The 21,856-nt window shown below is 62.2% G+C and carries 18 protein-coding genes and 2 pseudogenes; 7 read left to right on the forward strand and 13 right to left on the reverse strand.

Going from position 1 to position 21,856, the window contains the following annotated elements:
• The first annotated feature begins 48 nt into the window (after positions 1-48).
• Genes ACTAQJ_RS03755 through ACTAQJ_RS03765 form a run of 3 tightly spaced genes read left to right on the forward strand, consistent with a single transcriptional unit; the run spans position 49 to position 3,330 of the window.
• Positions 49-1,431, forward strand: a complete 1,383-nt coding sequence (locus ACTAQJ_RS03755; RefSeq protein WP_498700794.1) for a CoA transferase — start codon at positions 49-51, stop codon at positions 1,429-1,431.
• 44 nt (positions 1,432-1,475) lie between these two features.
• Positions 1,476-1,988, forward strand: a complete 513-nt coding sequence (locus ACTAQJ_RS03760) for a GNAT family N-acetyltransferase (RefSeq protein ID WP_498700796.1) — start codon at positions 1,476-1,478, stop codon at positions 1,986-1,988.
• Positions 1,981-3,330 carry an alpha/beta fold hydrolase gene (locus tag ACTAQJ_RS03765; protein ID WP_498700798.1) on the forward strand — a complete coding sequence of 450 codons (1,350 nt, stop codon included), beginning with the start codon at positions 1,981-1,983 and terminating at the stop codon, positions 3,328-3,330. Before ACTAQJ_RS03760 ends, ACTAQJ_RS03765 begins: the two co-directional genes overlap by 8 nt.
• 64 nt (positions 3,331-3,394) lie before the next feature.
• Here the strand turns inward: ACTAQJ_RS03765 and ACTAQJ_RS03770 are convergent, their stop codons facing one another.
• The 4 genes and pseudogenes from ACTAQJ_RS03770 to coaE form a co-directional block, all read right to left on the reverse strand.
• Entirely contained in the window at positions 3,395-4,708 is a 1,314-nt protein-coding gene (locus tag ACTAQJ_RS03770) for an MFS transporter (protein WP_498700799.1), read from the reverse strand.
• Between the two features lie 30 nt (positions 4,709-4,738).
• Complete coding sequence (locus tag ACTAQJ_RS03775; protein ID WP_223932894.1) at positions 4,739-5,767, reverse strand: TerC family protein; 1,029 nt, start codon at positions 5,765-5,767, stop codon at positions 4,739-4,741.
• A 166-nt stretch (positions 5,768-5,933) separates the two neighbouring features.
• Positions 5,934-8,031: pseudogene (gene uvrB / locus ACTAQJ_RS03780) on the reverse strand (excinuclease ABC subunit UvrB).
• A 29-nt stretch (positions 8,032-8,060) separates the two neighbouring features.
• Positions 8,061-9,302, reverse strand: coding sequence for a dephospho-CoA kinase (gene coaE, locus ACTAQJ_RS03785; protein WP_498700801.1), 1,242 nt, complete (start codon positions 9,300-9,302; stop codon positions 8,061-8,063).
• 22 nt (positions 9,303-9,324) lie between these two features.
• Here coaE and ACTAQJ_RS03790 point away from each other — a divergent pair.
• A pseudogene (locus ACTAQJ_RS03790) lies at positions 9,325-10,012 on the forward strand (IMPACT family protein).
• The gene (locus ACTAQJ_RS03795) at positions 10,002-10,136 is read left to right on the forward strand and encodes a hypothetical protein (protein WP_498700803.1); all 135 of its coding nucleotides are present in this window, start codon (positions 10,002-10,004) and stop codon (positions 10,134-10,136) included. The pseudogene ACTAQJ_RS03790 and the gene ACTAQJ_RS03795 overlap by 11 nt, the downstream one beginning before the upstream one ends.
• 94 nt (positions 10,137-10,230) lie before the next feature.
• Here ACTAQJ_RS03795 and rpsA read toward each other — a convergent pair whose 3' ends face one another.
• The gene (gene rpsA, locus ACTAQJ_RS03800; protein WP_498700805.1) at positions 10,231-11,706 is read right to left on the reverse strand and encodes a 30S ribosomal protein S1; all 1,476 of its coding nucleotides are present in this window, start codon (positions 11,704-11,706) and stop codon (positions 10,231-10,233) included.
• A 205-nt stretch (positions 11,707-11,911) separates the two neighbouring features.
• Complete coding sequence (locus tag ACTAQJ_RS03805) at positions 11,912-12,541, reverse strand: polysaccharide deacetylase family protein (protein ID WP_498700806.1); 630 nt, start codon at positions 12,539-12,541, stop codon at positions 11,912-11,914.
• A 65-nt stretch (positions 12,542-12,606) separates the two neighbouring features.
• Here ACTAQJ_RS03805 and ACTAQJ_RS03810 point away from each other — a divergent pair, with 65 nt between their 5' ends.
• Positions 12,607-12,966, forward strand: coding sequence for a hypothetical protein (locus ACTAQJ_RS03810; protein ID WP_498700807.1), 360 nt, complete (start codon positions 12,607-12,609; stop codon positions 12,964-12,966).
• Between the two features lie 45 nt (positions 12,967-13,011).
• Here the strand turns inward: ACTAQJ_RS03810 and ACTAQJ_RS03815 are convergent, their stop codons facing one another.
• A complete protein-coding gene (locus tag ACTAQJ_RS03815) occupies positions 13,012-14,352 on the reverse strand; it encodes a GNAT family N-acetyltransferase (protein WP_498700809.1) in 1,341 nt (446 codons plus the stop codon).
• An 82-nt stretch (positions 14,353-14,434) separates the two neighbouring features.
• The gene (gene polA, locus ACTAQJ_RS03820) at positions 14,435-17,077 is read right to left on the reverse strand and encodes a DNA polymerase I (RefSeq protein ID WP_498702147.1); all 2,643 of its coding nucleotides are present in this window, start codon (positions 17,075-17,077) and stop codon (positions 14,435-14,437) included.
• 160 nt (positions 17,078-17,237) lie between these two features.
• Between polA and ACTAQJ_RS03825 the strand changes: the two genes are divergently transcribed.
• The gene (locus tag ACTAQJ_RS03825; protein ID WP_498700810.1) at positions 17,238-17,702 is read left to right on the forward strand and encodes a hotdog fold thioesterase; all 465 of its coding nucleotides are present in this window, start codon (positions 17,238-17,240) and stop codon (positions 17,700-17,702) included.
• 23 nt (positions 17,703-17,725) lie between these two features.
• On the opposite strand, the gene ACTAQJ_RS03830 is transcribed toward ACTAQJ_RS03825, so the two are convergent.
• From ACTAQJ_RS03830 to ACTAQJ_RS03850, 5 genes are all read right to left on the reverse strand, one after another.
• Entirely contained in the window at positions 17,726-18,271 is a 546-nt protein-coding gene (locus ACTAQJ_RS03830; RefSeq protein ID WP_498700814.1) for a dihydrofolate reductase family protein, read from the reverse strand.
• 13 nt (positions 18,272-18,284) lie between these two features.
• The gene (locus ACTAQJ_RS03835) at positions 18,285-19,214 is read right to left on the reverse strand and encodes a hypothetical protein (protein ID WP_498700816.1); all 930 of its coding nucleotides are present in this window, start codon (positions 19,212-19,214) and stop codon (positions 18,285-18,287) included.
• Complete coding sequence (locus ACTAQJ_RS03840; RefSeq protein ID WP_498700818.1) at positions 19,211-20,200, reverse strand: hypothetical protein; 990 nt, start codon at positions 20,198-20,200, stop codon at positions 19,211-19,213. The genes ACTAQJ_RS03835 and ACTAQJ_RS03840 overlap by 4 nt, the downstream gene beginning before the upstream one ends.
• A gap of 92 nt (positions 20,201-20,292) precedes the next feature.
• The gene (locus tag ACTAQJ_RS03845) at positions 20,293-20,514 is read right to left on the reverse strand and encodes a hypothetical protein (protein ID WP_498700819.1); all 222 of its coding nucleotides are present in this window, start codon (positions 20,512-20,514) and stop codon (positions 20,293-20,295) included.
• On the reverse strand, positions 20,511-21,716 hold the full coding sequence (locus ACTAQJ_RS03850) for an inorganic phosphate transporter (RefSeq protein ID WP_498700822.1): 1,206 nt from the start codon (positions 21,714-21,716) through the stop codon (positions 20,511-20,513). Before ACTAQJ_RS03850 ends, ACTAQJ_RS03845 begins: the two co-directional genes overlap by 4 nt.
• Between the last annotated feature and the right edge of the window lie 140 nt (positions 21,717-21,856).

The following is a 21,856-nucleotide window of genomic DNA, read 5'->3' on the forward strand; positions in this document are numbered from 1 at the left end:
CGGCTCTAAATCAATCGGCTTAGGGTCAACCGGCTGAGGAGGCCCCCCATGGAATTGGTCCCTGATCTCGGCAGCAGCTTGCGGGCGCTGAAGGTAATGAGCGCGCAACCTACAGCTCCTTGGACCGGATCGCGGCGATGGTGGGCCTCCGCAGATGGCGTTCCTGCACTGGACGTGGAAGGCCTGGCTTTGGGCGCGGTGCGGGCTGCAGCTACGGCACTGAACGCCTTGACGGGAACGACGCTCAGGTATTCTGTCGCCGCCGGACCCACGGCGGCTGCGTTCGATTCCCTGGGGCACCTGCGGATAGGTGGCCAGAAACCCGAAGGGTTCGCTCCCTTGTCCGGTTTTCGAAGAACCGCTGATGGCTGGATCCGCCTCCACGCCAACTACCCACACCATGCCGCCCGGCTCATGGAGGCGGTTTCGGCCAGCGAGCCCGCCGATGTGGACCGCGCCTTACTGGCCATGACGTCTTTGGAAGCCGAAGACCTTATTACTGGCAACAACGGCGTAGCTGCCTCCGTCCGTACCAGGGACGAGTGGGCAGCCGCTCCCATGTTTGAAGCGGCCAGTGAGGGGCCGTGGATCAGTTTCGATAACCTGGGACCATCCACGGATACGAGCCGCCCGTCGTCGTGGGTTCCTTCCGTGGTTCCAGACCGTCCTTTGACAGGTCTCAAAGTCCTTGACCTGACCCGCGTCATTGCCGGCCCCGTAGCAACCCGGCTCCTTGGAGCCTTGGGCGCGGACGTCCTCCGGATAGACCCTGTGCACCTTCCGGAGCTGACAGACGCCTTCATTGACGCAGGCTTTGACAAGCGCAGCGCCGAAGCAGACTTCCGGGATCCGGACGATCTGGCTGCGTTCATGGGTCTCCTGGAGACGGCAGACGTGGTGGTCATGGGGTATCGCGACGGCGGGCTGGATCGTTTTGGATTGACCGCTGACGCGCTGCTGCTGCGCCGCGCCGATCTCGTAGTGGTGGCCTTGAGCGCATGGGGCCACGGAGGTCCCTGGCAGCGGCGACGTGGCTTTGACAGCCTGGTGCAGGCAGCATGCGGCATAGCTGATCGATATGGCCATTTCGACGACGGCGGGTGGAGGCCTGGCGCGCTACCCGTGCAGACACTGGATCACGCCACGGGTTATGGCCTTGCAGCGGCAGTATTCGCTTTGCTGACCCAGCGACTGGGTACGGGACGTGGCGGAACGGCGCGGCTTTCGCTGGCCCGGACAGCGGAAGAGCTCCTTCTCCTTCCGGCGGGCACCGGGACTGACGTCGAGCTGCCAGAGCCCGACTACCAGGAGGTAGACAGCCCCTACGGCCGTCTCCGGTACGTCGGCCCGCCCATCATGGTGGATGGTGTTCCCGTTCGTTATCAAGGACCGCCCGCCACGTACGGTTCCTCCGCGCTACGTTGGCGGTAGGGGGCCGACCCCCGGTAAGCCCGGCCCCTAGTAAGCTCTGATGCATGAGTGTAATCCGCCCTGCCACCGTTGAAGACGTTCCCGCGATACTGCGCATGATCCACGATCTTGCGATCTACGAAAAGGAACCCGACGCCGTCAGGAATACCCCGGAGCTGCTGACCGAGGCGTTGTTCGGAGAGAACCCGCGGGTGTACGCGAGCATGGCCTGTAATGCTGCTGGTACAGTGCAGGGCTTTGCCCTGTGGTTCCTGAATTACTCAACGTGGGAAGGTGTTCACGGCATCTACCTGGAAGACCTCTACGTCGTTCCGGACGCGCGTGGCGAGGGCCACGGCAAGGCGCTGCTGCAACATCTGGCCGCGACCGCCGTCGAACGCGGCTATGCCCGGGTGGAATGGAGCGTCCTGGACTGGAACGAGCCGTCCATCAAGTTCTATAAGAACCTTGGCGCCTTCCCCATGGAGGAGTGGTCTACGTTCAGGCTCACCGGCGAGGCGCTGGAAGCGTTCGGAGCAGATGCCAGCACAATCAACAAGGCTCTTGCCAATGGCTGAGACGCGAGCCCTGACTGACGCTCACCGCATCCGCGCCCGGCACGAATTTCGAGGCCTCCGAACCACCGAGCACTACTTCACGGTCCCCCTGGACCACGGTTCGGCTAAATCCGCCATGGATGACCAGACCACCGACGAAACAATCACTGTGTTCGCACGGGAGTATTCCTCCACCGATCACTCAGAGGAGGAGGCCGCCAAACTTCCATGGTTGCTGTTCCTCCAAGGAGGGCCTGGCGGGCGCGGGAACCGCGTCACGTCCCTTTCAGGTTGGATGAAGGCAGCGGCCAAGGATTTTCGGATCCTGATGCTGGACCAGCGCGGCACGGGCCTTTCCACTCCTGTGGAGCGACAGTCCTTGGCGCTCCGCGGTGACGCCGCAGCCCAGGCTGACTACCTGACGCATTTCCGGGCTGATTCGATCGTGGCTGACGCCGAGTTCATCCGGCACGCCTTGGATTCCGGACCATGGTCAGTGCTTGGCCAGAGCTTTGGTGGGTTCTGCGCATTGACCTATTTGTCGTTCGCCCCGAAAGGGCTGCGGGAGGTCCTCATCACTGGAGGACTTGCTCCGCTGCACGGCCCGGCCGAGCGCGTGTACCGTGCCACTTTCCGGCGGGTGGCGGAGCGGAACGCGGAGTACTTCGCCTGGTATCCGGAAGACCGCGAAACTGTCACCAGGATCGTCCGCCACCTCGAACAGCATGAGGAGTTCCTGGCCAGCGGAGAACGGCTGACGCCCGAGCGGTTCCAGATGGTGGGATCGTTCCTTGGCGGCAACACCCGGGTGGACTCCCTGCACTACCTCCTGGAGGACGCTTTCATCGAAACACCTTTGGGCGAATGCCTGTCGGAAGTGTTCCTGGAGCAAGTGCGGAGCTTCGTGAGCCGCGCAGGGAATCCCTTGTACGCGGTCCTCCATGAATCGATCTACGGGCAGGGCGAGGCCACGGACTGGGCAGCGTGGCGCGTGCTGGAAGAATTTCCGGAGTTCAAGCCGGGAGCAGAGGCCCCCTTGCTCACCGGAGAAATGGTCTACCCCTGGTACTTCGAACAGGATCCGGCACTGATCCCGCTCCACGACGTAGCTGCCTTGCTGGCTGCCAAGTCGGACTGGTGTCCCCTGTACGACCACCAGCAGTTGGCGGTCAACAAGGTTCCAGTTGCAGCCGCCGTCTACAAGGACGACATCTACGTGGACCATGACCTCTCAATGGAAACCGCCGCGGCAGTCCGTGGGCTTCAAACCTGGGTCACGGACGACTTCCACCATGACGGCATAGGGGAAGACGGCGAAGGCATCTTTGGGCGGCTCTTCGGGCTGGTGCGGGGTTCCCGCTAACCCCACGCGTTTCCTACACGGGGATTGTTCCTACACCGGAATTGGTCCTACACGGGGATTGGTCCTACAGAGGGATTGAACGGCGCACCCGGGCCGCGGTGACGGCCGTTAAGGCCAGCATGACGGCGGCCAGCACGCCGGCGGCTATGTTCAGCCCTTCGTAGCCGAGCCAGGCGAGGACAAGTCCGGACGTAGCCCCGCCCGTTGCACCCGCCGCGCCCATGAGCGTATCGGAAACGCCCTGCACGGTTACCCTCTGTTCTTGGGCGACGCTCTCCGCAAGGAGGGTGGATCCTGCGATGGTCGCGGCGGACCATCCAAGGCCGAGGATGATCAGCCCAGTAGTGACCAGCACGGGTTCTTGCTGGCCGATTCCAGCGATCAGCACGGCCACCAGCAGAAGCCCGTGGCCCATGGCGATGGTCTGGATGCGGCCGGCTTTGTCAGTCAGCCAACCCCATAGTGGGGACAGGGCGAACATGCCGGCGATATGCAGCGAGATGGTCAGCCCAATGACAACCAGGGCGTCGGTGCTGTCAGTTGTTCCGCCGTGATGGCCTGCGTGTGAACCGCCCACCAGCTGTTGCAGGTGCAAGGGGGTCATGGACATTATGGCCACCATGACGCCGTGGGCAGCGACCACGGCTGCAAGCGCAAGGATGGCCCGGGGCGAGGAACGAACAGCCTGAAGGCCCGAGCGGATAGTGCCCCTGACGGGGAGAGTCCCCGTGCCTGCGGACTCCGAGGCCAACCGCCGGGCCAGCAGCAACGGGTCGGGCCGCAAACCGGCAAAGAGCAGCACCGCCGCCAAGAACAGACCTGCGGCTGAAAATACGAAAGGCCCGGCAATGGGCGGCAGGCCCAACGCGGCCCCCACAGCGGCACCGGGCTGGATGAGGTTTGGACCGGCCACGGCGCCGATCGTGATTGCCCAGACAACAGTGGACAGTGATCTGCCGCGGTGCTCAGCGTGGGCGAGGTCGACGGCGGCGAATCTCGCTTGAAGGTTGGCGGCTGTACCAAGGCCGAGAAAACCGGCAGCGAGCAGGAGCGGGAAAGGCTCACCCACCACGGATGCCATCACCAGGAGCGCCCCGATCATCGCAGCGACCAGGCCGGAGACCAGGCCCACCCGCCGTCCGCGTGCCTCGGCCAGCCGTGCCAGTGGCAGAGCGGTCAATGCAGCCGCGAGGGTCAGCACAGTAGTGATCGATCCCGCCCACGCCTCGGATCCGGACAGATCCACGGCCAGGAGCGATCCAATGGATAACGTTGCGCCGTTACCAATTCCGCTGAGGAGCTGGGCCGAGCTGAGCAGGAAAACAGTACGGCGCTGAACCCGTTGGGGGTCCAGCGCCGTAGTAGAAGTGGTAGTCACTTCACAGAGACTACAACTTTCACAGCCCGGTTACTCTGCTTCGCTCAAGCTCTTCTTCGCGTCCTCTTCCAACCGCGCGTCCAGCTTGGACTGGCGGGCCGCCGGGCTGAGCAAGCTGGCCACGACGGCTACGACGATCGTGCCGATAATGACTGCCAACGAAACGAAGGTGGGAATCTCCGGAGCCCACTCGATGTGGTGGCCGTTGTTGATGAAAGGAAGCTCGTTGACGTGCATAGCGTGCAGGACGAGCTTGACGCCAATGAAGGCAAGAATGACTGACAGGGCGTGCTTCAAGTAGATCAGGCGGCTCATCAGTCCACCCAGCAGGAAGTACAGCTGGCGCAGGCCCATGAGCGCGAAGATGTTGGCTGTGAAGACGATGAAGGCACTCTGGGTCAGGCCGAAGATCGCGGGAATGGAGTCCACCGCGAACAGGAGGTCGGTCATGCCGATGGTCACGAAGACGATCAGCATCGGGGTGAAGACCTTCTTGCCGTTTACCGTGGTCCGCAGCTTGCCGCCGTCGAACTTTTCAGACATCGGCAGGACCTTGCGCAGCCGCGCAACCAGCGGGTTCTCAGCACCTTCTTCTTCGTCTTCACCGGAATCCGTGGCCTGCTTCCAGGCAGTCCACAGCAGGAACGCGCCGAAGATGTAGAAGATCCAGCTGAACTGCTCGATGACTACCGCGCCCAAGGCGATGAAAATACCGCGGAGGACCAGTGCGATGATGATGCCCACCATCAGCACTTCCTGCTGGTATTTCCGGGGCACGGAGAAGCGGGCCATGATGATGATGAAGACGAACAGATTGTCGATGCTCAGGCTGTATTCAGTAACCCAGCCGGCGACGAACTGGCTGCCGTATTCGGGGCCGGTGAAGTAGAACATGGCACCGGCAAAGACCAGGGCCAAGGCAACGTAGAAGGCGACCCACAGGCCGGCTTCCTTCATTGATGGTTCGTGGGGACGCTTGACCACCAGCAGGAGGTCGATGAGCAGGATGATTCCGAGGGCGACGAATGAGCCGACCTCAAACCAGATTGGAAGCTCCATTAATGTGGGCCTTTCGCAGGGTACGGGAAAGCGGTGTAAGTCTCTCCGGCCTGCCAGTGCGGTGAATGCACATTCAGCGGCCCACTAAGTCCGGCGAGGCATCTGTGCCTTGCGTGCTGACGGACGTAGCGCTTGGGATACTCCCCTACGTGACCATAACCTTACCTTAGGCGTGCCCTGCGGACTGCATTTGACGCAATTCCCGCTTCAACTCCCCCACTTCGTCACGGATTCGAGCGGCGACCTCGAACTGCAGCTCGGCAGCGGCCCCGTGCATCTGTTCCGTGAGTTGTTCGATGAGGCCAACCAGGTCCTCCGCGGGAGCCGCGGCCAGCCCGTCCTTCCGGACGGTGGCTGCACCCTTGCTGCCCGATGTACGTTTGGCTCCCTTGGCGAGCCTGTTGTTGTTCAGGAGCTCCTGGGTATCGGCATCTTCGCGTGCCAGTTGGTCCGTGATATCGGCGATCTTCTTTCCGAAGCGGCTGGGGGTCAACGCCGTTGTCGGTGTTGTACTTGACCTGGATGGCGCGGCGACGGTTCGTTTCCTCGATGGCGTGGGCCATGGAGTCCGTGATCCTGTCCGCGTACATGTGGACCTGGCCGGACACGTTTCGGGCGGCGCGGCCAATCGTCTGGATGAGGGACGTAGAGGAACGGAGGAAGCCTTCCTTGTCCGCATCCAGGATGCTGACCAGCGAGACTTCAGGCAGATCCAGGCCTTCACGCAGGAGGTTGATGCCGACCAGGATGTCAAAGACTCCCATCCGCAGCTCGCGCAGCAGCTCAACCCGGCGAAGAGTATCGACGTCGGAGTGGAGGTACTGGACTTTGACGCCGTGGCCCAGGAGGTAGTCCGTGAGGTCTTCGGCCATACGCTTGGTCAAGGTGGTTACCAGGACGCGTTCATCCCGTTCAGTGCGTTGGCGGATTTCACCCAGGAGGTCATCGATCTGTCCCTTGGTGGGCTTCACGATCACCTCGGGATCGATGAGTCCAGTGGGCCGGATGATCTGCTGGACAGTGCCGTCTGCCTTCCCGAGCTCGTACTTGCCGGGCGTGGCCGACAAGTACACGGTCTGCCCGATGCGTTCAAGGAACTCGTCCCACTTCAAGGGCCTGTTGTCCATGGCCGAGGGCAGCCGGAACCCGTGGTCCACCAGCGTGCGCTTCCGGGACATATCGCCTTCGTACATGGCGCCGATCTGCGGGACGGTGACATGGGATTCGTCGATGACCAGGAGGAAGTCGTCAGGGAAGTAATCCAGCAGGCAGTGCGGAGCCGTACCGCCTGCACGGCCGTCAATGTGCCGGGAGTAATTCTCGATGCCGTTGCAGAAACCCATCTGCTGCATCATTTCGAGATCGTAGGTGGTCCGCATCCGCAGTCGCTGGGCTTCCACCAGCTTGTTCTGGCTCTCCAGCACCTTCAGGCGTTCGGCGAGTTCGTCTTCAATGGCTGTGATTGCACGGCCCATTCGCTCCGGGCCTGCCACGTAGTGGGAAGCAGGGAAGACGTACATCTCGGTTTCCTCGCGGATAACCTCGCCGGTGACCGGATGCAGCGTGTAGATGTTTTCGATTTCGTCGCCGAAAAATTCGATTCTGAGTGCGAGTTCCTCGTACATGGGAATGATCTCTACAGTGTCACCACGGACGCGGAAGGTGCCCCGGTGGAAGTCCATGTCATTGCGTGCGTACTGCATGGAAACGAACTTGCGAAGGAGGTGGTCCCGGTTCATTTCGGCGCCCTTGGTGAGCGTCACCATGCCCGCGATGTACTCTTCGGGTGTTCCCAGGCCGTAGATACAGGAGACTGTGGCTACTACGATGACGTCGCGCCGGGTCAGCAGCGCGTTAGTGGCCGAGTGCCGAAGTCGCTCGACTTCCTCATTGACCGAGGAGTCCTTTTCGATGAACGTATCCGTCTGCGGTACGTACGCTTCCGGCTGGTAGTAGTCGTAGTACGAGACGAAGTACTCCACTGCATTGTTGGGCAGGAGTTCCCTGAACTCGTTGGCCAGCTGGGCTGCCAGGGTCTTGTTTTGAACCATGACCAGCGTGGGACGCTGCACCTGCTCAATAAGCCAGGCTGTGGTGGCGCTCTTGCCCGTACCAGTAGCGCCGAGAAGGACGACATCCTTCTCGCCGTTGTTGATGCGTTCTGTCAGTTCCGCAATGGCCGCCGGCTGGTCGCCGGCGGGTTTGTAATCGCTGACGACTTCGAAGGGCGCGACGACACGGTTGATCTCCTGGGCAAGGCTCATGACACCAATCTACCCCCGCACCCCGACAGTTATTGTCCGGATTTATGTCCCGCTGCAATAGAAGAATACGACGGCGGTTGCCAGCCGGTGACGCTTGCCCACTCATCCATCAGCGGCCAGGCCACATCCGTGAACCAGGGTTCTTTGGCATCGGCATAGGCAGCGGTGCCGGGGTCAGTGGCATGCTGTGCAGCAAGCTGGCGCTTGTGCGCTTCATACAGGGCAACGGCAGAAGGTTCCGCCCTCAACCAGTCACGGAACAGCAGGGCGTATCTCCAGCCGGGCGAGCCGGCAACGCGCACATGCAGGTTCGTCGGGCGTCCCGGATCCGCGTTGGCATGGAAGCGCTTCTGCCATTGGGCTGGATCAGGTTCCGACGGCTTCGGGGTGTCAGCGAAAACGCCGGGAACACGTGGGTATCCTGCTGCGGCCAGACGCGGTGCAATGCGATCCGCGACCTCAAGGTCGGAAACAGTCACTTGAAGGTCTATGACATCCTTGGCGGCCAATCCGGGCACGGACGTTGACCCAATGTGGTCCACGGCAAGGATGTCCTCCGGTGCTGCCGCCTGGATGCGTGCGCAGAGCCTGGCCGCTTCCAGGCCCCAGCCGGTTCTCGAGGCGGAAAGGACGGGACCATTTATCCGCCGGGCACGAACTCCGCGCCGGCAATTATCTGCAAAAGGCACCAATCGCCCGAACCACAAGGCATTCACTGTGGCGAGCAGTTCCTCCCGGCTACCGGAATTTTCCAGGACGATGTCCGCTGCAGCGTTTCTTGCCTCCTGGCTGGCTTGGGCCGCCATTCGGGAACGCGCGTCCTCCAGGCTCATTCCACGAAGACCCACCATCCGTTGAATCCGCACCTCATCGGGGGCGTCCACCACAATGACCAGATGGAAAGCGCTCCCCTGCCCTGTCTCAACCAACAAGGGAATGTCCTGGACCAGAATGTCCTCATCCGCGGCTTCGGCGACGATTGCCGCTGCTGACTCCCGGACCAACGGATGGATGATGCCATTGAGTACTTCCCGCCGCGAGGGATCCTGGAAAACTATGGCGCCAAGGGCGGGCCGGTCCAGTCTCCCCTCAGGGCCCAGGATCCCTGGCCCAAAAGCCTCTACTACACGAGCGAGGCCCGGAGTTCCGGGTTCCACCACTTGCCTGGCAATGAGGTCAGCATCAATGAGCACAGCCCCCAACTCCTGAAGTCTGGCAGCCACCAGCGATTTTCCCGAGGCGATACCGCCCGTCAGCCCAATCTTCAACACCCCTCCACACTAGACTGAAGCGGTGGAAATTGAGGATGACAGCCGTGCAACCAGTTACACAACGCTGGCTGAGGGTCCGGATTTCCGCCACGAACTGGAGATCCGGCGTTCACGCTTCATCACAGTCCTCCGCCGCTCGCCGGACGAAGATACTGCACGCTCCCTGGTGGCTGCGCTGCGACGCGAGTTCCATGACGCCCGGCACCACTGTTCGGCTTTCGTTGTGGGTCCGGACAGGATGATTCAACGTTCCAGTGACGACGGCGAACCGTCGGGCACGGCGGGTATCCCCATGCTGGAGTCACTGCTCAAGCGTGAGACCGCGCCCGGGGTGACGGACCTTAGCGACGTAAGCGTCGTCGTCGTCCGCTATTTCGGCGGAATCCTCCTGGGCGCGGGCGGGCTGGTCCGTGCCTACTCCGAATCGGTATCTGCAGCTTTGGAACTGGCGCCCCTGGTGCAGCGTCGGCGGCTGCGGCTTTGTGAGATCGACGTGCCGCACGCGGGACGCCGGACGGTTGGAGAACGAACTGCGCGGCTCCGGCTTTGTCATGGCGAACACCAGTTATGAAGCCAAGCACACGGTCCTCCGGGTCGCGCTGGCGGACAACAGCGATGCCATCGCGGACGCGCATTCCCGTGTAGCGGCCCTCACTGCAGGCACCGGCGCACTGAGTCCGCAAGGAACGGAGTGGATCGATGTGCCCTGAATCAACTGTGGAACCCCAAGTGGCACTGGCCCACGTTGACGAGGAAATGCTCAAGGAATTGCTTGCCGTGGCGCTGTCGCAGGCCAGCGCCGATGAGGTCACGGCACGGCTGGTGCTCCGATAAGGGCTTCTTGCGAAAAGCTTAAGCAGAAGGACCCCTGCCGCATGGCAGGGGTCCTTCTTTGGCTATTCAGCGCATCCCGTGAGGGGTTGCGGAATTAGTTGCCGGTCAGCTTCTCGCGCAGTGCTGCGAGAGCTTCGTCGGACGCCAGGGTGCCGGCGTTGGACTCAGCAGCAGCCGGCTCCGAGGAGTAGCTGGTGGTGCCGGAATCGCTCTCACCGGACGTTGCAGCGGCAGCGTCGTCAGCAGCGTGCTGTGCAACCTGCTTCTTGTGGGCTTCCCAACGGGTCTGGGCGTCAGCGTACTGCTGCTCCCAAGCGGCGCGCTGGGTCTCGTAGCCTTCGAGCCATTCGTTCGACTCGGGGTCGAAGCCCTCGGGGTACTTGCAGTCGCCCTCTTCGTCGTACTCAGCGGCCATACCGTACAGAGCGGGATCGAACTCGGTGCTGTCAGCATCAACGCCCTCGTTAGCCTGCTTGAGGGAGAGGGAGATGCGACGACGCTCGAGGTCGATGTCGATGACCTTGACGAACAGTTCGTCGCCAACGGAGACAACCTGCTCGGCGAGCTCAACGTGGCGGACAGCCAGCTCGGAGATGTGAACGAGGCCTTCGATGCCGTCTTCGACGCGAACGAACGCACCGAACGGAACCAGCTTGGTGACCTTACCCGGAACAACCTGGCCGAGGGCGTGGGTGCGGGCGAAGGTCTGCCACGGGTCTTCCTGCGTAGCCTTGAGCGACAGGGAGACACGCTCGCGGTCCAGATCCACTTCGAGGACCTCGACGGTGACTTCCTGGCCAACCTCGACAACCTCGGACGGGTGGTCGATGTGCTTCCAGGAGAGCTCGGAAACGTGAACGAGGCCGTCTACGCCGCCAAGGTCCACGAATGCACCGAAGTTGACGATGGAGGAAACGACGCCGGGACGAACCTGGCCCTTTTCCAGCTTGTTGAGGAACGTGGAGCGGACCTCGGACTGGGTCTGCTCGAGCCATGCACGGCGGGACAGCACAACGTTGTTGCGGTTCTTGTCCAGCTCGATGATCTTGGCTTCGATCTGCTGACCGATGTACGGAGCGAGGTCGCGGACACGACGCATCTCGACGAGGGATGCGGGCAGGAAGCCGCGCAGGCCGATGTCCAGGATGAGGCCACCCTTGACAACCTCGATGACGGTACCGGTAACGACGCCGTCTTCTTCCTTGACCTTCTCGATGTCGCCCCAGGCACGCTCGTACTGAGCACGCTTCTTGGAGAGGATCAGACGGCCTTCTTTGTCTTCCTTGGTGAGAACCAAAGCTTCGACCTGATCGCCAACGGCAACAACTTCGCCGGGGTCAACGTCGTGCTTGATGGAAAGCTCGCGGGAAGGGATGACACCTTCGGTCTTGTAACCGATGTCGAGCAGGACTTCGTCGCGGTCGACCTTGACGACGGTACCTTCGACGAGGTCACCGTCGTTGAAGTACTTGATGGTGGCGTCGACAGCTGCGAGGAAGTCCTCAGCGGTACCGATGTCGTTAATGGCGACTACGGGGGTACCGGGCTTCTCGGTGGAGGTGATGGTCATGTAGTAGGGGCTCCGTTGTGGATAGTGTGTCGGTCAGGCAAACCGCTGCCGTCCGGGTCCGGACGGCAGAACACGGCAAAATACCGGGTCATCCTGATTTGTGGATTAATACAAAATGGACGCATGCACGTAGTACACGCCCGTTTATTCTAGTCGTATCTGCAAAGCAGGGTCAAAAGGACCCCGGGAGGACCAGAGAAGGCCTTCACACAGGCAGGACGTCTCCGAGCCGCGCAAACGTAACCCCGCGGTCCAGCAAGCGAGGCAAAGCCCTCGCATAACCCTCTGCGGTTCCCGCGCCCGGCCTATTGAAGTGCGAGATGACGATGTCTCCTGCCGCTGCCTTGGCCAGTTCCCCGGCGACGGTAGCCGGAGCAAAGGTGGCCCCGCCGTCGCCGTTTACCGTGAAGTTGACCGGCAGCATCCCGAGCCTGCGGGTCATGCTCGCAGCAACTTCGTCGTAGAACGCCGTTCCTGGCCGGAAGAAGCGCGGGGAAACACCGGTCAACTCAAGCATCAGGGCCTGGTTGCCCATCAATTCCTCGTACACTGCGGCCGGGTTTGCCGTTCCGGCAATGCCGTAGGCGGACTTGCCATTAACTGACAAGGGCAGGTGGAGTGTGCCGTGGTTCGCGAGCTCGAACAAGGGGTCGGCGGCCAGTTCCGCGGCAAGTGACCTGTTCGCGGCAATCCAACGGCTGTTAATGAAAAGGGTGGCCGGGACGTTGAGGCTGCGAAGCGACTTCAGCAATTTGTGGTCACAGCCGGTTCCGCCGGGGCCGCCGCAGGCATCGAACGTGAGGGCCACATGCCGGGAGGCAGAATTGTTCACCACACCCGTAACGTGAAGGCCCCACTCCTGCGGCCGCAGGGGTCCGAAATTCTGCCAGGATCTGCGGCTTGCCCGTGATTGCGGCTGGCGATGCGGGAGGGTTCGACGGCGGCACTGGAGTCTGGTCGCCTGTGTCGCCGCTTCCTCCCTCACCGCTGCCGGGTTTGGCGGCGAGGGCAGCAGCAGCCTGCTCGCTGGACAGCGCGGCGATGGAGGGCGGTGGCGTGGCAGGGCCGGATCCGGGACCGTTCGGTGGGGTGCCAGGCGTCGACTGCCCTGGTCCGGCGGCGTCCGGGAGCGCCGCCCTCCCGTTGTCCGCGCAAGCCGCCAGGGCTGCGGTTACCAGCCCCGCCATTCCAAGCAGCACTGAACGCCGGCCGGCCAACGGCCGCCGCTTGGAATCCCCCATGGATGTCCTTGTCTATTGAGCATTTGAGTTTGTTGTGAAGGTGCTTCTTGCAGGAGCTTTTTTTCTAGAAATGCGTGAGGCAGTGTGCTGGCCGTTCCACAGCAAAAAGCTGCTGGGCTGCGAACGCGGCACCGGGCTTGCCTTCACTCATCCGCCCGGCAGCAGTGAGCGTCACTGGGGACACAGCACCAAGATAGATGGACGCGAGATCGGCGACATCCATGCACAGATCGGGTTCCTGGCCGGATGCCTCGGTGACGGCCGCGGTAGCACCGCCGTCGGACTCCAACGCCCACGTGCCACCAGCCATACCAAGGGTATCCGAGACTTCCACGACGAGCTTTCCGGCAACCGGGTACCGGCGGGCGGACAGCGCTGCCGGAACGTCCAGGATCCGTAGCCACAACATGTCCCGCACGTCCGAGGAGTCTATGCACCTGGGATCTTCCAGGGCCCACGTCAACGGATCATCCACGGGAGCCTCGGACCAGGTCACCTGGTCAATGAGATCGATGCTCCCAAGGAATCGCCAGAGATCTAGATAGGCCGCATTGGTACCAGCAACGAGGTCCACAATTTCCATGGTGTAGGGCCTGGCATCCCAGCCCTTGAAACGATAGGAAACGTAGCCGTCCGGGGTCCCGGAGGCGTTGTAGTGCAGGGCGCTTCTGACAGCAGTGTCCGGCTTCCCGTCATGACCGATCGCTCCGGAAGCCAGCAAGCGATAGTACTCCTGACGGTCCACTGAGCCAGGAGTTGCCCGCTGGACGTGGCCGAAGACCTGCGGCGCAACGTCCAGGAGCACGGCCGGATCCGCCACCTCTACCGTTCCCGTCGCCGGCCCCTTGAGACGGAAACGAGGACCCGTATCGACCTTGATGCTGCGTTCAAATGTAGCCACGCCAAAACCGAAGCGTCCGTAGATGGAACCCTCTGAGGCGGTCAGCGCTGCCATGGCGAGACCATCGTCCTTTGCGCCCGCAAGGTCAGCGGTGATCATGCCCCGGAGCAGCCCTTTGCGCCGGTGCGTTCCACGGACGGTCACGTTGGTCACCAGGTTTGATTCAAGTTGTCTGCCAAACCCGATGTTCAGGGATTTTCGCATCGTGCCGTACGTTGCCACTGGGACCTCCGCACCCAGAGCGTGCTCGGGAACGTCACCGTTGATGTACACCCCGGTCAATTCGCGGTGGTCTGCGAGGTAAGCCCCCAGGGTCTTGGCGATGTAGTCGTCGTCGCGCCTGTGCTGGTGGAAGCCGTGCGAGACCGCCTGGACCCATGCGGCACAGCGGGAGTAGGCAGGGTCCTCACGATCAGCTACTGCACGGAATTGTTGCACCCTGTATTTTTCGGCATATTTCTCGGCGGAGTTCGTTTCGGAATAACTTTCATTGGGATCAGCCACGCCCCGAGCCTAGCCAGACGCCGGAGGGCGCGCCACCATCGAGGCGGCGCGCCCTCCGGCGAACCTTTGGAACTTACGGCGGCTAGTGGCCGGCCTCGTACCAGCTGGAACCTACGCCGAGCTGAACGTCCAACGGGACTGACAGCTCAGCAGCGGACCCCATTTGCTCTACTACCAGTTTTTCGACCGCGTCGCGCTCTCCCGGTGCGACCTCCAGGACGAGTTCATCGTGGACCTGGAGAAGCATCCGCGATTTCAAGCCCTGGCTTGCAAGTTCGGCCGAGACGCCCAGCATTGCGCGCTTGATGAGGTCGGCGGCGGAACCCTGGATGGGCGAGTTCAGGGCAATGCGCTCGGCTGCTTCACGGGCCTGGCGATTGGTGCTGGTGAGGTCCGGGAGGTAACGGCGGCGACCTTCAATGGTGGCTGTGTAACCGTCCACCCTCGCCTGGTCCACAACGCCCCTGAGGTAGTCACGCACACCGCCGAAACGATCGAAGTAGTCCTTCATCAGGGTCCTGGCCTCGTCCACGGAAATCTCCAGCTGCTTTGAGAGGCCAAACGAGGTCAGCCCGTAAGCGAGGCCGTAGGACATCGCCTTCACCTTGGAACGCATCGCGCTGGTGACTTCGGCAGGAGGGACGTTAAAGATCCGCGAGCCCACGAAGCGGTGCAGGTCCTCGCCGTCCCTGTATGCCTGGATCAGTGCCTCGTCACCGGAGAGGTGGGCCATGATGCGCATTTCGATTTGTGAGTAGTCAGCGGACAGCAGGCATTCATACCCATCGCTAACCACGAAGATCCCACGGACCCGGCGTCCTTCTTCGCTACGGACCGGGATGTTCTGCAGGTTGGGGTTGTTCGAGGAGATCCGGCCCGTAGCAGCAATGTTCTGAGCGTAGGTGGTGTGAATACGTCCATCCTCCGCCACCGACTTCTTGAGGGTTTCCACCATCTGGGCGAGCTTTGAGGATTCGCGGTGTGCCATGAGCTGCACCAGGAATTCGTGGCCGGTCTTTTCCAGCAAGCCCTTCAGGGATGCGGCGTCGGTGGTGTAGCCGGATTTGATCTTCTTGGTCTTGGGAAGCCCAAGTTCCTCGAAGAGGACAGTCTGGAGCTGCTTGGGTGATCCCAGGTTTACCTCATGCCCGATTGCCGCAAACGCCTGTTCCTGGGCGTTCTCGATCACCTTGGTAAGGTCCGCAAGCTGTTCGTCCATGCGGTCCGTGGAGACGTAGATACCGGTCAGTTCCATCTGTGCCAGGACGCGGGACACCGGAAGCTCCAGCGTGGTCAGCAGGGCGTCGGCCTTGATACCGGCAAGTTCCGTTTCGAAGTGCTTGCTGAGGGCATGCACGACGGCGGCCTGCTGGACGAGCGCTGCGGCCGCGGCTTGGTCGCTGCCTCCCGTGAGGTCCAGCTCCAACTGCCCGGCGGATGCGGTCACAACGCCCAAGGAGATCTTGAGGTGGACCTGGGCGAGCTCCGGGAGGTCGTAGCTGCGGCGGTCCGGCTGGATCAGGTATCCGGAAATCGACGTGTCATCCACAACGCCTTCCAGGCCCAAGCCTCGGTTGTGCAGTGCCTTGAGTGCAGCTTTGAACTCATGTACTACTTTGGCTTCTTCGGGATCCCGCAGCCAACGCGCCAGCACTGATTCGGCCGCTGAATCCAACTCCGTGAGGTCGATAAAGGCAGCGCCATTGTTCCGGACCACGGCCAACGCGCTGGCATCCTCGCCTATACGGCCGTGGACCGGCTGGATGGCTATCGCGGCACGTGTGCCGGAACCGGCACTGAAGAAGGCCTCCAGCTCAGCGGCGTCCTTGATGGTGGCAAACTCGGGGGCTTCGATGGTGTCCGGGGCAGCACCGGTGGTGTCGTCGCCGTAGAGATCGAACAACCGGGCGCGCAGGGTACGGAATTCCAGCTCCTCGAACAGTTCCTCGATGGCCTGCCGGTCGGGGCGCGGCTCGTGGAGGTCCTCCAGCCTGACGGGCAGTTCGAGGTCCGTCAGCAGCTGGTTCAGCCTGCGGTTCCGTTTGACGTTCTCAAGGTTCTCCTTGAGTGCTCCGCCCACCTTGCCGCCGATGGCGTCCAGGTTCTCCAGGATGCCGTCCAGGCCACCGTAGAGGTTGATCCACTTGGCGGCAGTCTTTGGCCCCACGCCCGGTACGCCCGGAAGGTTGTCCGCGGATTCGCCCACCAAGGCCGCGAGGTCCGAATACAGGGCGGGCTTAACGAAGTACTTCTCTTCAATGGCAGCGGCATCCAGCTTGGGGATGTTGCTCACGCCCTGTTTGGGATAGAGCACAAACACGTTGTCATTGATGAGCTGGAAGGAGTCCCTATCCCCCGACACCAGGAGGACCTCAAAGCCGGCGGCGTCCGCCTGGGCAGCAAGGGTGGCCAGGATGTCATCAGCCTCGTAACCGGGCAGCGCAATGGTCTTGATACCCCATGCCTCCATGACCCTCGCGATCAGCGCGATCTGGCCTTGGAACTCCGAGGGCGTCGCGTTGCGGCCACCCTTGTACTCGCTGTACTCGGCCTTGCGGAACGTGGTGTCGTCAGAGACATCAAACGCGACGGCGACGTGCGTGGGCTTCTGGTCCTTGATCAGGTTGATCAGCATGGAGGTGAATCCGTGCACGGCGTTGGTGTACTGGCCTCTGGCGGTAGAGAAGTTTTCAGCAGGAAGGGCGTAGAAGGCCCGGAATGCCATGGAATGGCCATCCAGGACCAGCAACCTGGGCCGGCCCTCCCCCGTGGTGCTGGATGAAGGGGTGGAAGAGGGGGTGGGTGCTGTTGCAATGGCAGCAGCTTGGGCCGTTGGAACCTGGTCCGGTTTGGTTGTTTCACTCACAGGTGCCAGCCTAGTTGGCATGATGGACAATTTCACGCCGAACCGGTTTGTCGATGAACTCAACGAGGCAGGTGTGCCCGAAGAGTTCCATGATTGGCTTTCCGGGCACGGTGTTGGCTCCCTTGTGGTGAAAATGGGTATTCGGTTTACCGAGCTCAGCGCCGAACGAACTGTGGCAACCATGCCAGTGGAAGGGAACACGCAGGTAGCCGGCATCCTTCACGGCGGAGCCCACGTGGTCCTCGCGGAGACACTGGGCTCATTTGCGGCATCGCTTCACGCCGGCAGGGGCCGGCACGCTGTGGGAATCGAAGTCGGAGCGACGCATCACCGCTCGATTGCCAGCGGAACGGTCACCGGCACGTGTACTGCCGTCCACCTGGGCGGGACCTTGGCCACCCACGAGATCGTTATCACCGACGAAAAAGGCCGCCGGCTTTCAACTGCCCGGATTACCAACATGATCCGGAACAACCGCCACTGATCAACAAGCTACTGCCTAAACAGTTACTGCGGCGGCATGCGGTAATGCAGCTCAGCCGCCGCCCCACCAAGGATGCGCGAGGAGATCAACTCAAGTGGCGCGGTCGGGCCCTTCAGCGGCAGCAGCCGCTTACCGGCGCCGAGTACAACAGGGATGATGGTGACGATCATCTCGTGGAGTAAACCGGCGTTGGCGAACTGGGCCACGAGGTCCCCGCCGCCCACCAGCCAGACGTTCTTGTCTCCGGCGTCGGCGAGGAGATCCTGTGCGAACTCCCGCACGTCACCACGGACGAATGTGACGTTGGAACCGGCCGGAGCAGAGTATTCATGATGCGTGAACACCCAACAGGGGGTGTCCGGGTAAGGCCACTTGCCGGGCTCGTGCTCCATGAGCCAACGATAGGTCTCGCCGCCCATCGCGATACAACCCACACCTGCGAAGAAGGATTCATAGCTGCCGCTCACGCCTTCAACCTGGTCGAATTGCAGGAGCCAGCCGAGATCGTCATCCTCGGAAGCAATGAAACCGTCAACGGTGGATGCCACGTAGTACTGGAAGATCGACATGGCCCCAGACTAGTCAGTTGGCGCTGGCGTTCCCATACTCCACACGGACGCTGCCATCATCGCGGAGTACCACCACCCGGCCCTGGGCAAGCGTCCATCCATCGTTGAGCAGGAAGATCCTTCCTCCGCTGACCACCAGCAGCCGCAGGCCCGTATAGCGGTACAACGGCTCGGCGTCTGTACCAGCGGAGTCCTCATGGACGTTGGGCGCTGTCACGGCCAACCGCTCTTTGCTGTACACCACGGCTGTTGGCAGCAGGCTGGATCTTTCCTGGTAATCGATGGCCGCGCCCCGCCCAAGGGCTTGCGCGTAATCGGAGGTTCCCCAGAAAAGCAGCAGGGTGACCAGGACGAACACAAGGGATCTTTCGAGCGAGCGCGGAGTGGCGGCGCGGAGTACCCGCTGGGCGGGATCAGCGGCCCGGCGACGCACACTCAGTCCCCACGCCCCCACCAGGAGGCCGGCGGCGATGAGGAAGGGTGCATAGAGCAGGATCCGTCCCGGCTGGGTCACGATCGCCACCCACATCACGGCCGCGTAGGCGAAGCCAAGAACCAGCACCACCAGGGCGGCCCTTCGCAGGAGCGTCCGGTAGCGTGCGGCGCCCAGGAGCCGGGAAACGAGCCGGTCCACCATGAGCCACAACAACCCGATCACCACGAGCCAGGCCAACGGCTGAAAGAGCGACTGGATACTCCGCAAGATAAAGTCCTGCACGGAATAACCAAACAGGCTGACGTCCAGGCCCATGGCCTTCGCCTGGGCATCCGTCCGCGCCCAGCCGAAGTAGACCAACAACGCCGTGGCCACGGTCAGGGGCGGACCAATAACGGAGAGGACGTCCAGGGTCCGCTGCCAGCGGTTGTTGACCAGGTTCCGCTCATCGGCTACTTGTGACGCATCGGATTCTTGTGACGCAGCGGACTCCTGGGGGACGCTCATGGAGTTGCCGTGGGGGACGCGCCAACAGATGGGATGGGTGGCGGGGCGCTCCGCGTGGGCTCAGCGCTTGGCCGGGCTCCGGTGGTTCCCCCCGAGGATGGGCCCGTCGGCGTGGAATCGTCATAGAAGAACGTCACTGTGCCGCTGACGTCCACAGTGTCCGTAATGGAGATGCGGACAGAGTCGCGGCCGTCGGAGGGCGGCATCCTCAGGTATAGCGTTTCGTAATCCCCTCCCCCGGCAACTATTTCGGGGGCTGCCGGCACGCCGTCGAACAGGATGTCCGCAACCCTGACGTAATAGCCATCCAGCCTGACGACAGTTCCGCCTGATCGGGGGCCGGAGGCACGTGCTGTGCCTGCCACCGGCCTGAGGTCGTTGTCTACCACCGTGAGGCCGCTCAAGTGCCGAGGGCAAGCTTCACCCGGGGCGGTCTCGGGCTTTAGTGGAACTCCCGGGTTGCTGCGGCGTTGGGCGATCGCAGAGGCTGACGTTGCGGCCACCGTGAACTCAAGACACTGGGTCTGCGGTATGCGCGGTGTTGCTGCAACGGCGTTCGAAGCCCGTTGCCAGTCCTGCTGGGTACCACTTTGCAGTGCCTTGCAGACAGCGGCGCCCGCTTGCCACACGGCAGCATCTTCCGCGCCTTCCAGACTCTGGGCCAGGGCATCGCACTGGAATTGCTGCAGCAGGAGATAGCGTTGACCCGATGTGGGATCGTTGGGGCCTACCGGTCCAATGGGCACCCAACGCACCACCGGCGCTTCTGCTTGTGGAGCTCCGGGCCCCGCCGGACCTGCGGGCGGCCCCGCGGTGGGATCGACGGCGGTGGGAACCGCTGGTGATGTTGCGGTGGTGACGGGCGGAGCCGGATTGGGGGAAGGACTACCTGGCGCGGCGGTGTTGGGAACGCAGGCAGAAAGTGCCAGCATCAGGACCGGAACCAGCGCCAGTCCGATGAGATGGCTTCGGGAATGGCACTTCATGACAGCCCCACATCTGCCGGATCACGACCACGCAGTGATGTAACTTCACTGCTGATTATTCTCCCGAATGGACTTTGCTGCCAGAGAGGGCGTTACTTTCCGAAGTAGGGCACGATCAAGTAGATGCCGAACAGCACAGCGAGCCCGCAGACGGCAAAGCATACGGCCGCCAGGGAGCGAACCAGTGCGGGCGACTTCTGCTGGGCGTCACCTGCAATTGCGGTGAGGCGTACTCCCAGGGAGTAAAGGACCACCAGGGTCACAGCAGCAACGAGCGTGACGCCGGCAACCTGAAGCAATTCCAGCCACTTCATCGCTGCACATCCTTGTTGTTGACGGACTTTCGGGATTTCTTTTTCTTGCTGAACTTGACTGCGTGGCCGGCCTCTTCGACTTCCACTGCGTTGTGGTGGCCGACATGCGATTTACGCGAGGCAACAAACATGAAGACGACGGCGGAGCTACCGACAACCGCGGCGATGACCACACCCACGACGCCGATGTTCACCAGGAGCGCGGTCAGTGCGCCCACGATGGCCGACGCCGGCAGGGTAAACAGCCAACCCAAAGCGATCTTGCCGGCAGTGCCCCAGCGCACGGAGGTGCCCTTTCGGCCCAGACCGGAGCCAATGACCGAGCCCGAGGCGACCTGCGTCGTGGAGAGCGCGAAGCCCAGATGGGAAGAAGCCAGGATGGCTGAGGCAGTGCTGGTCTCGGCCGAGAAGCCCTGCGCAGGCTTTACTTCGGTCAGGCCCGAACCCATGGTGCGGATGATGCGCCAGCCGCCGGCATACGTACCGATGGCGATGGCCAAAGCACAAGCGGTCACAACCCAGAACTGTGGACCGGATCCCGGCGCCTGCGTACCAGCGGCGATGAGGACCAGGGTGATGATGCCCATGGTCTTCTGGGCATCGTTGGTGCCGTGTGCGAGGGCCACGAGGCTGGACGTGAAGATCTGGCCGGTCCGGAAACCGCCGCGTTTCTGCGTGAGCTTGTCGCCTGTTTCCGGATCGTGCCGGGAAGTCAGCGCATAGGCCAGGCGGGTACAAAGGTATGCCACAGCGCCTGCGATGAGTGGTGCAAAGACAGCCGGCAGAATCACCTTCTGCAGCACTGTTTCAAAGTTGATGGAGTGCACTCCGATACCTACCACGGCGGCGCCGATGAGGCCGCCGAACAGTGCGTGGGAGGAACTGGAGGGCAGGCCCTTGAGCCAGGTGACCATGTTCCAGAGGATTGCACCCATCAGGCCGGCGAAGATGATATCCGGCGTGATGTGGATACCGTCCGAGCCTTCCCGGATGAGTCCGCCGGAAATGGTTTTTGCCACTTCAGTTGATAGGAACGCCCCAACAAGGTTGAGCACGGCAGCCAGCGCAACCGCCGTCTTGGGCTTGATCGCCCCCGTAGCGATAGGCGTAGCCATCGCATTGGCTGTGTCGTGAAAGCCGTTGGTGAAGTCAAAGAATAGGGCCAACGCTATGACAAGCGCGACCATGAAGGTGATTTCCACCTGTTGCCCAATCTGCAGAGTCGACGTTCAGCAGTTCCACTTCCCCATACCTGCCATGCACAGCATAGTTCAGCCATTGTTCACCTGACTGGACTTGCCGCACTCTATCCGGCGGGCTTGAAACCTTAAGAATCCTACGT

This window comes from Arthrobacter sp. alpha11c, from assembly GCF_054149985.1.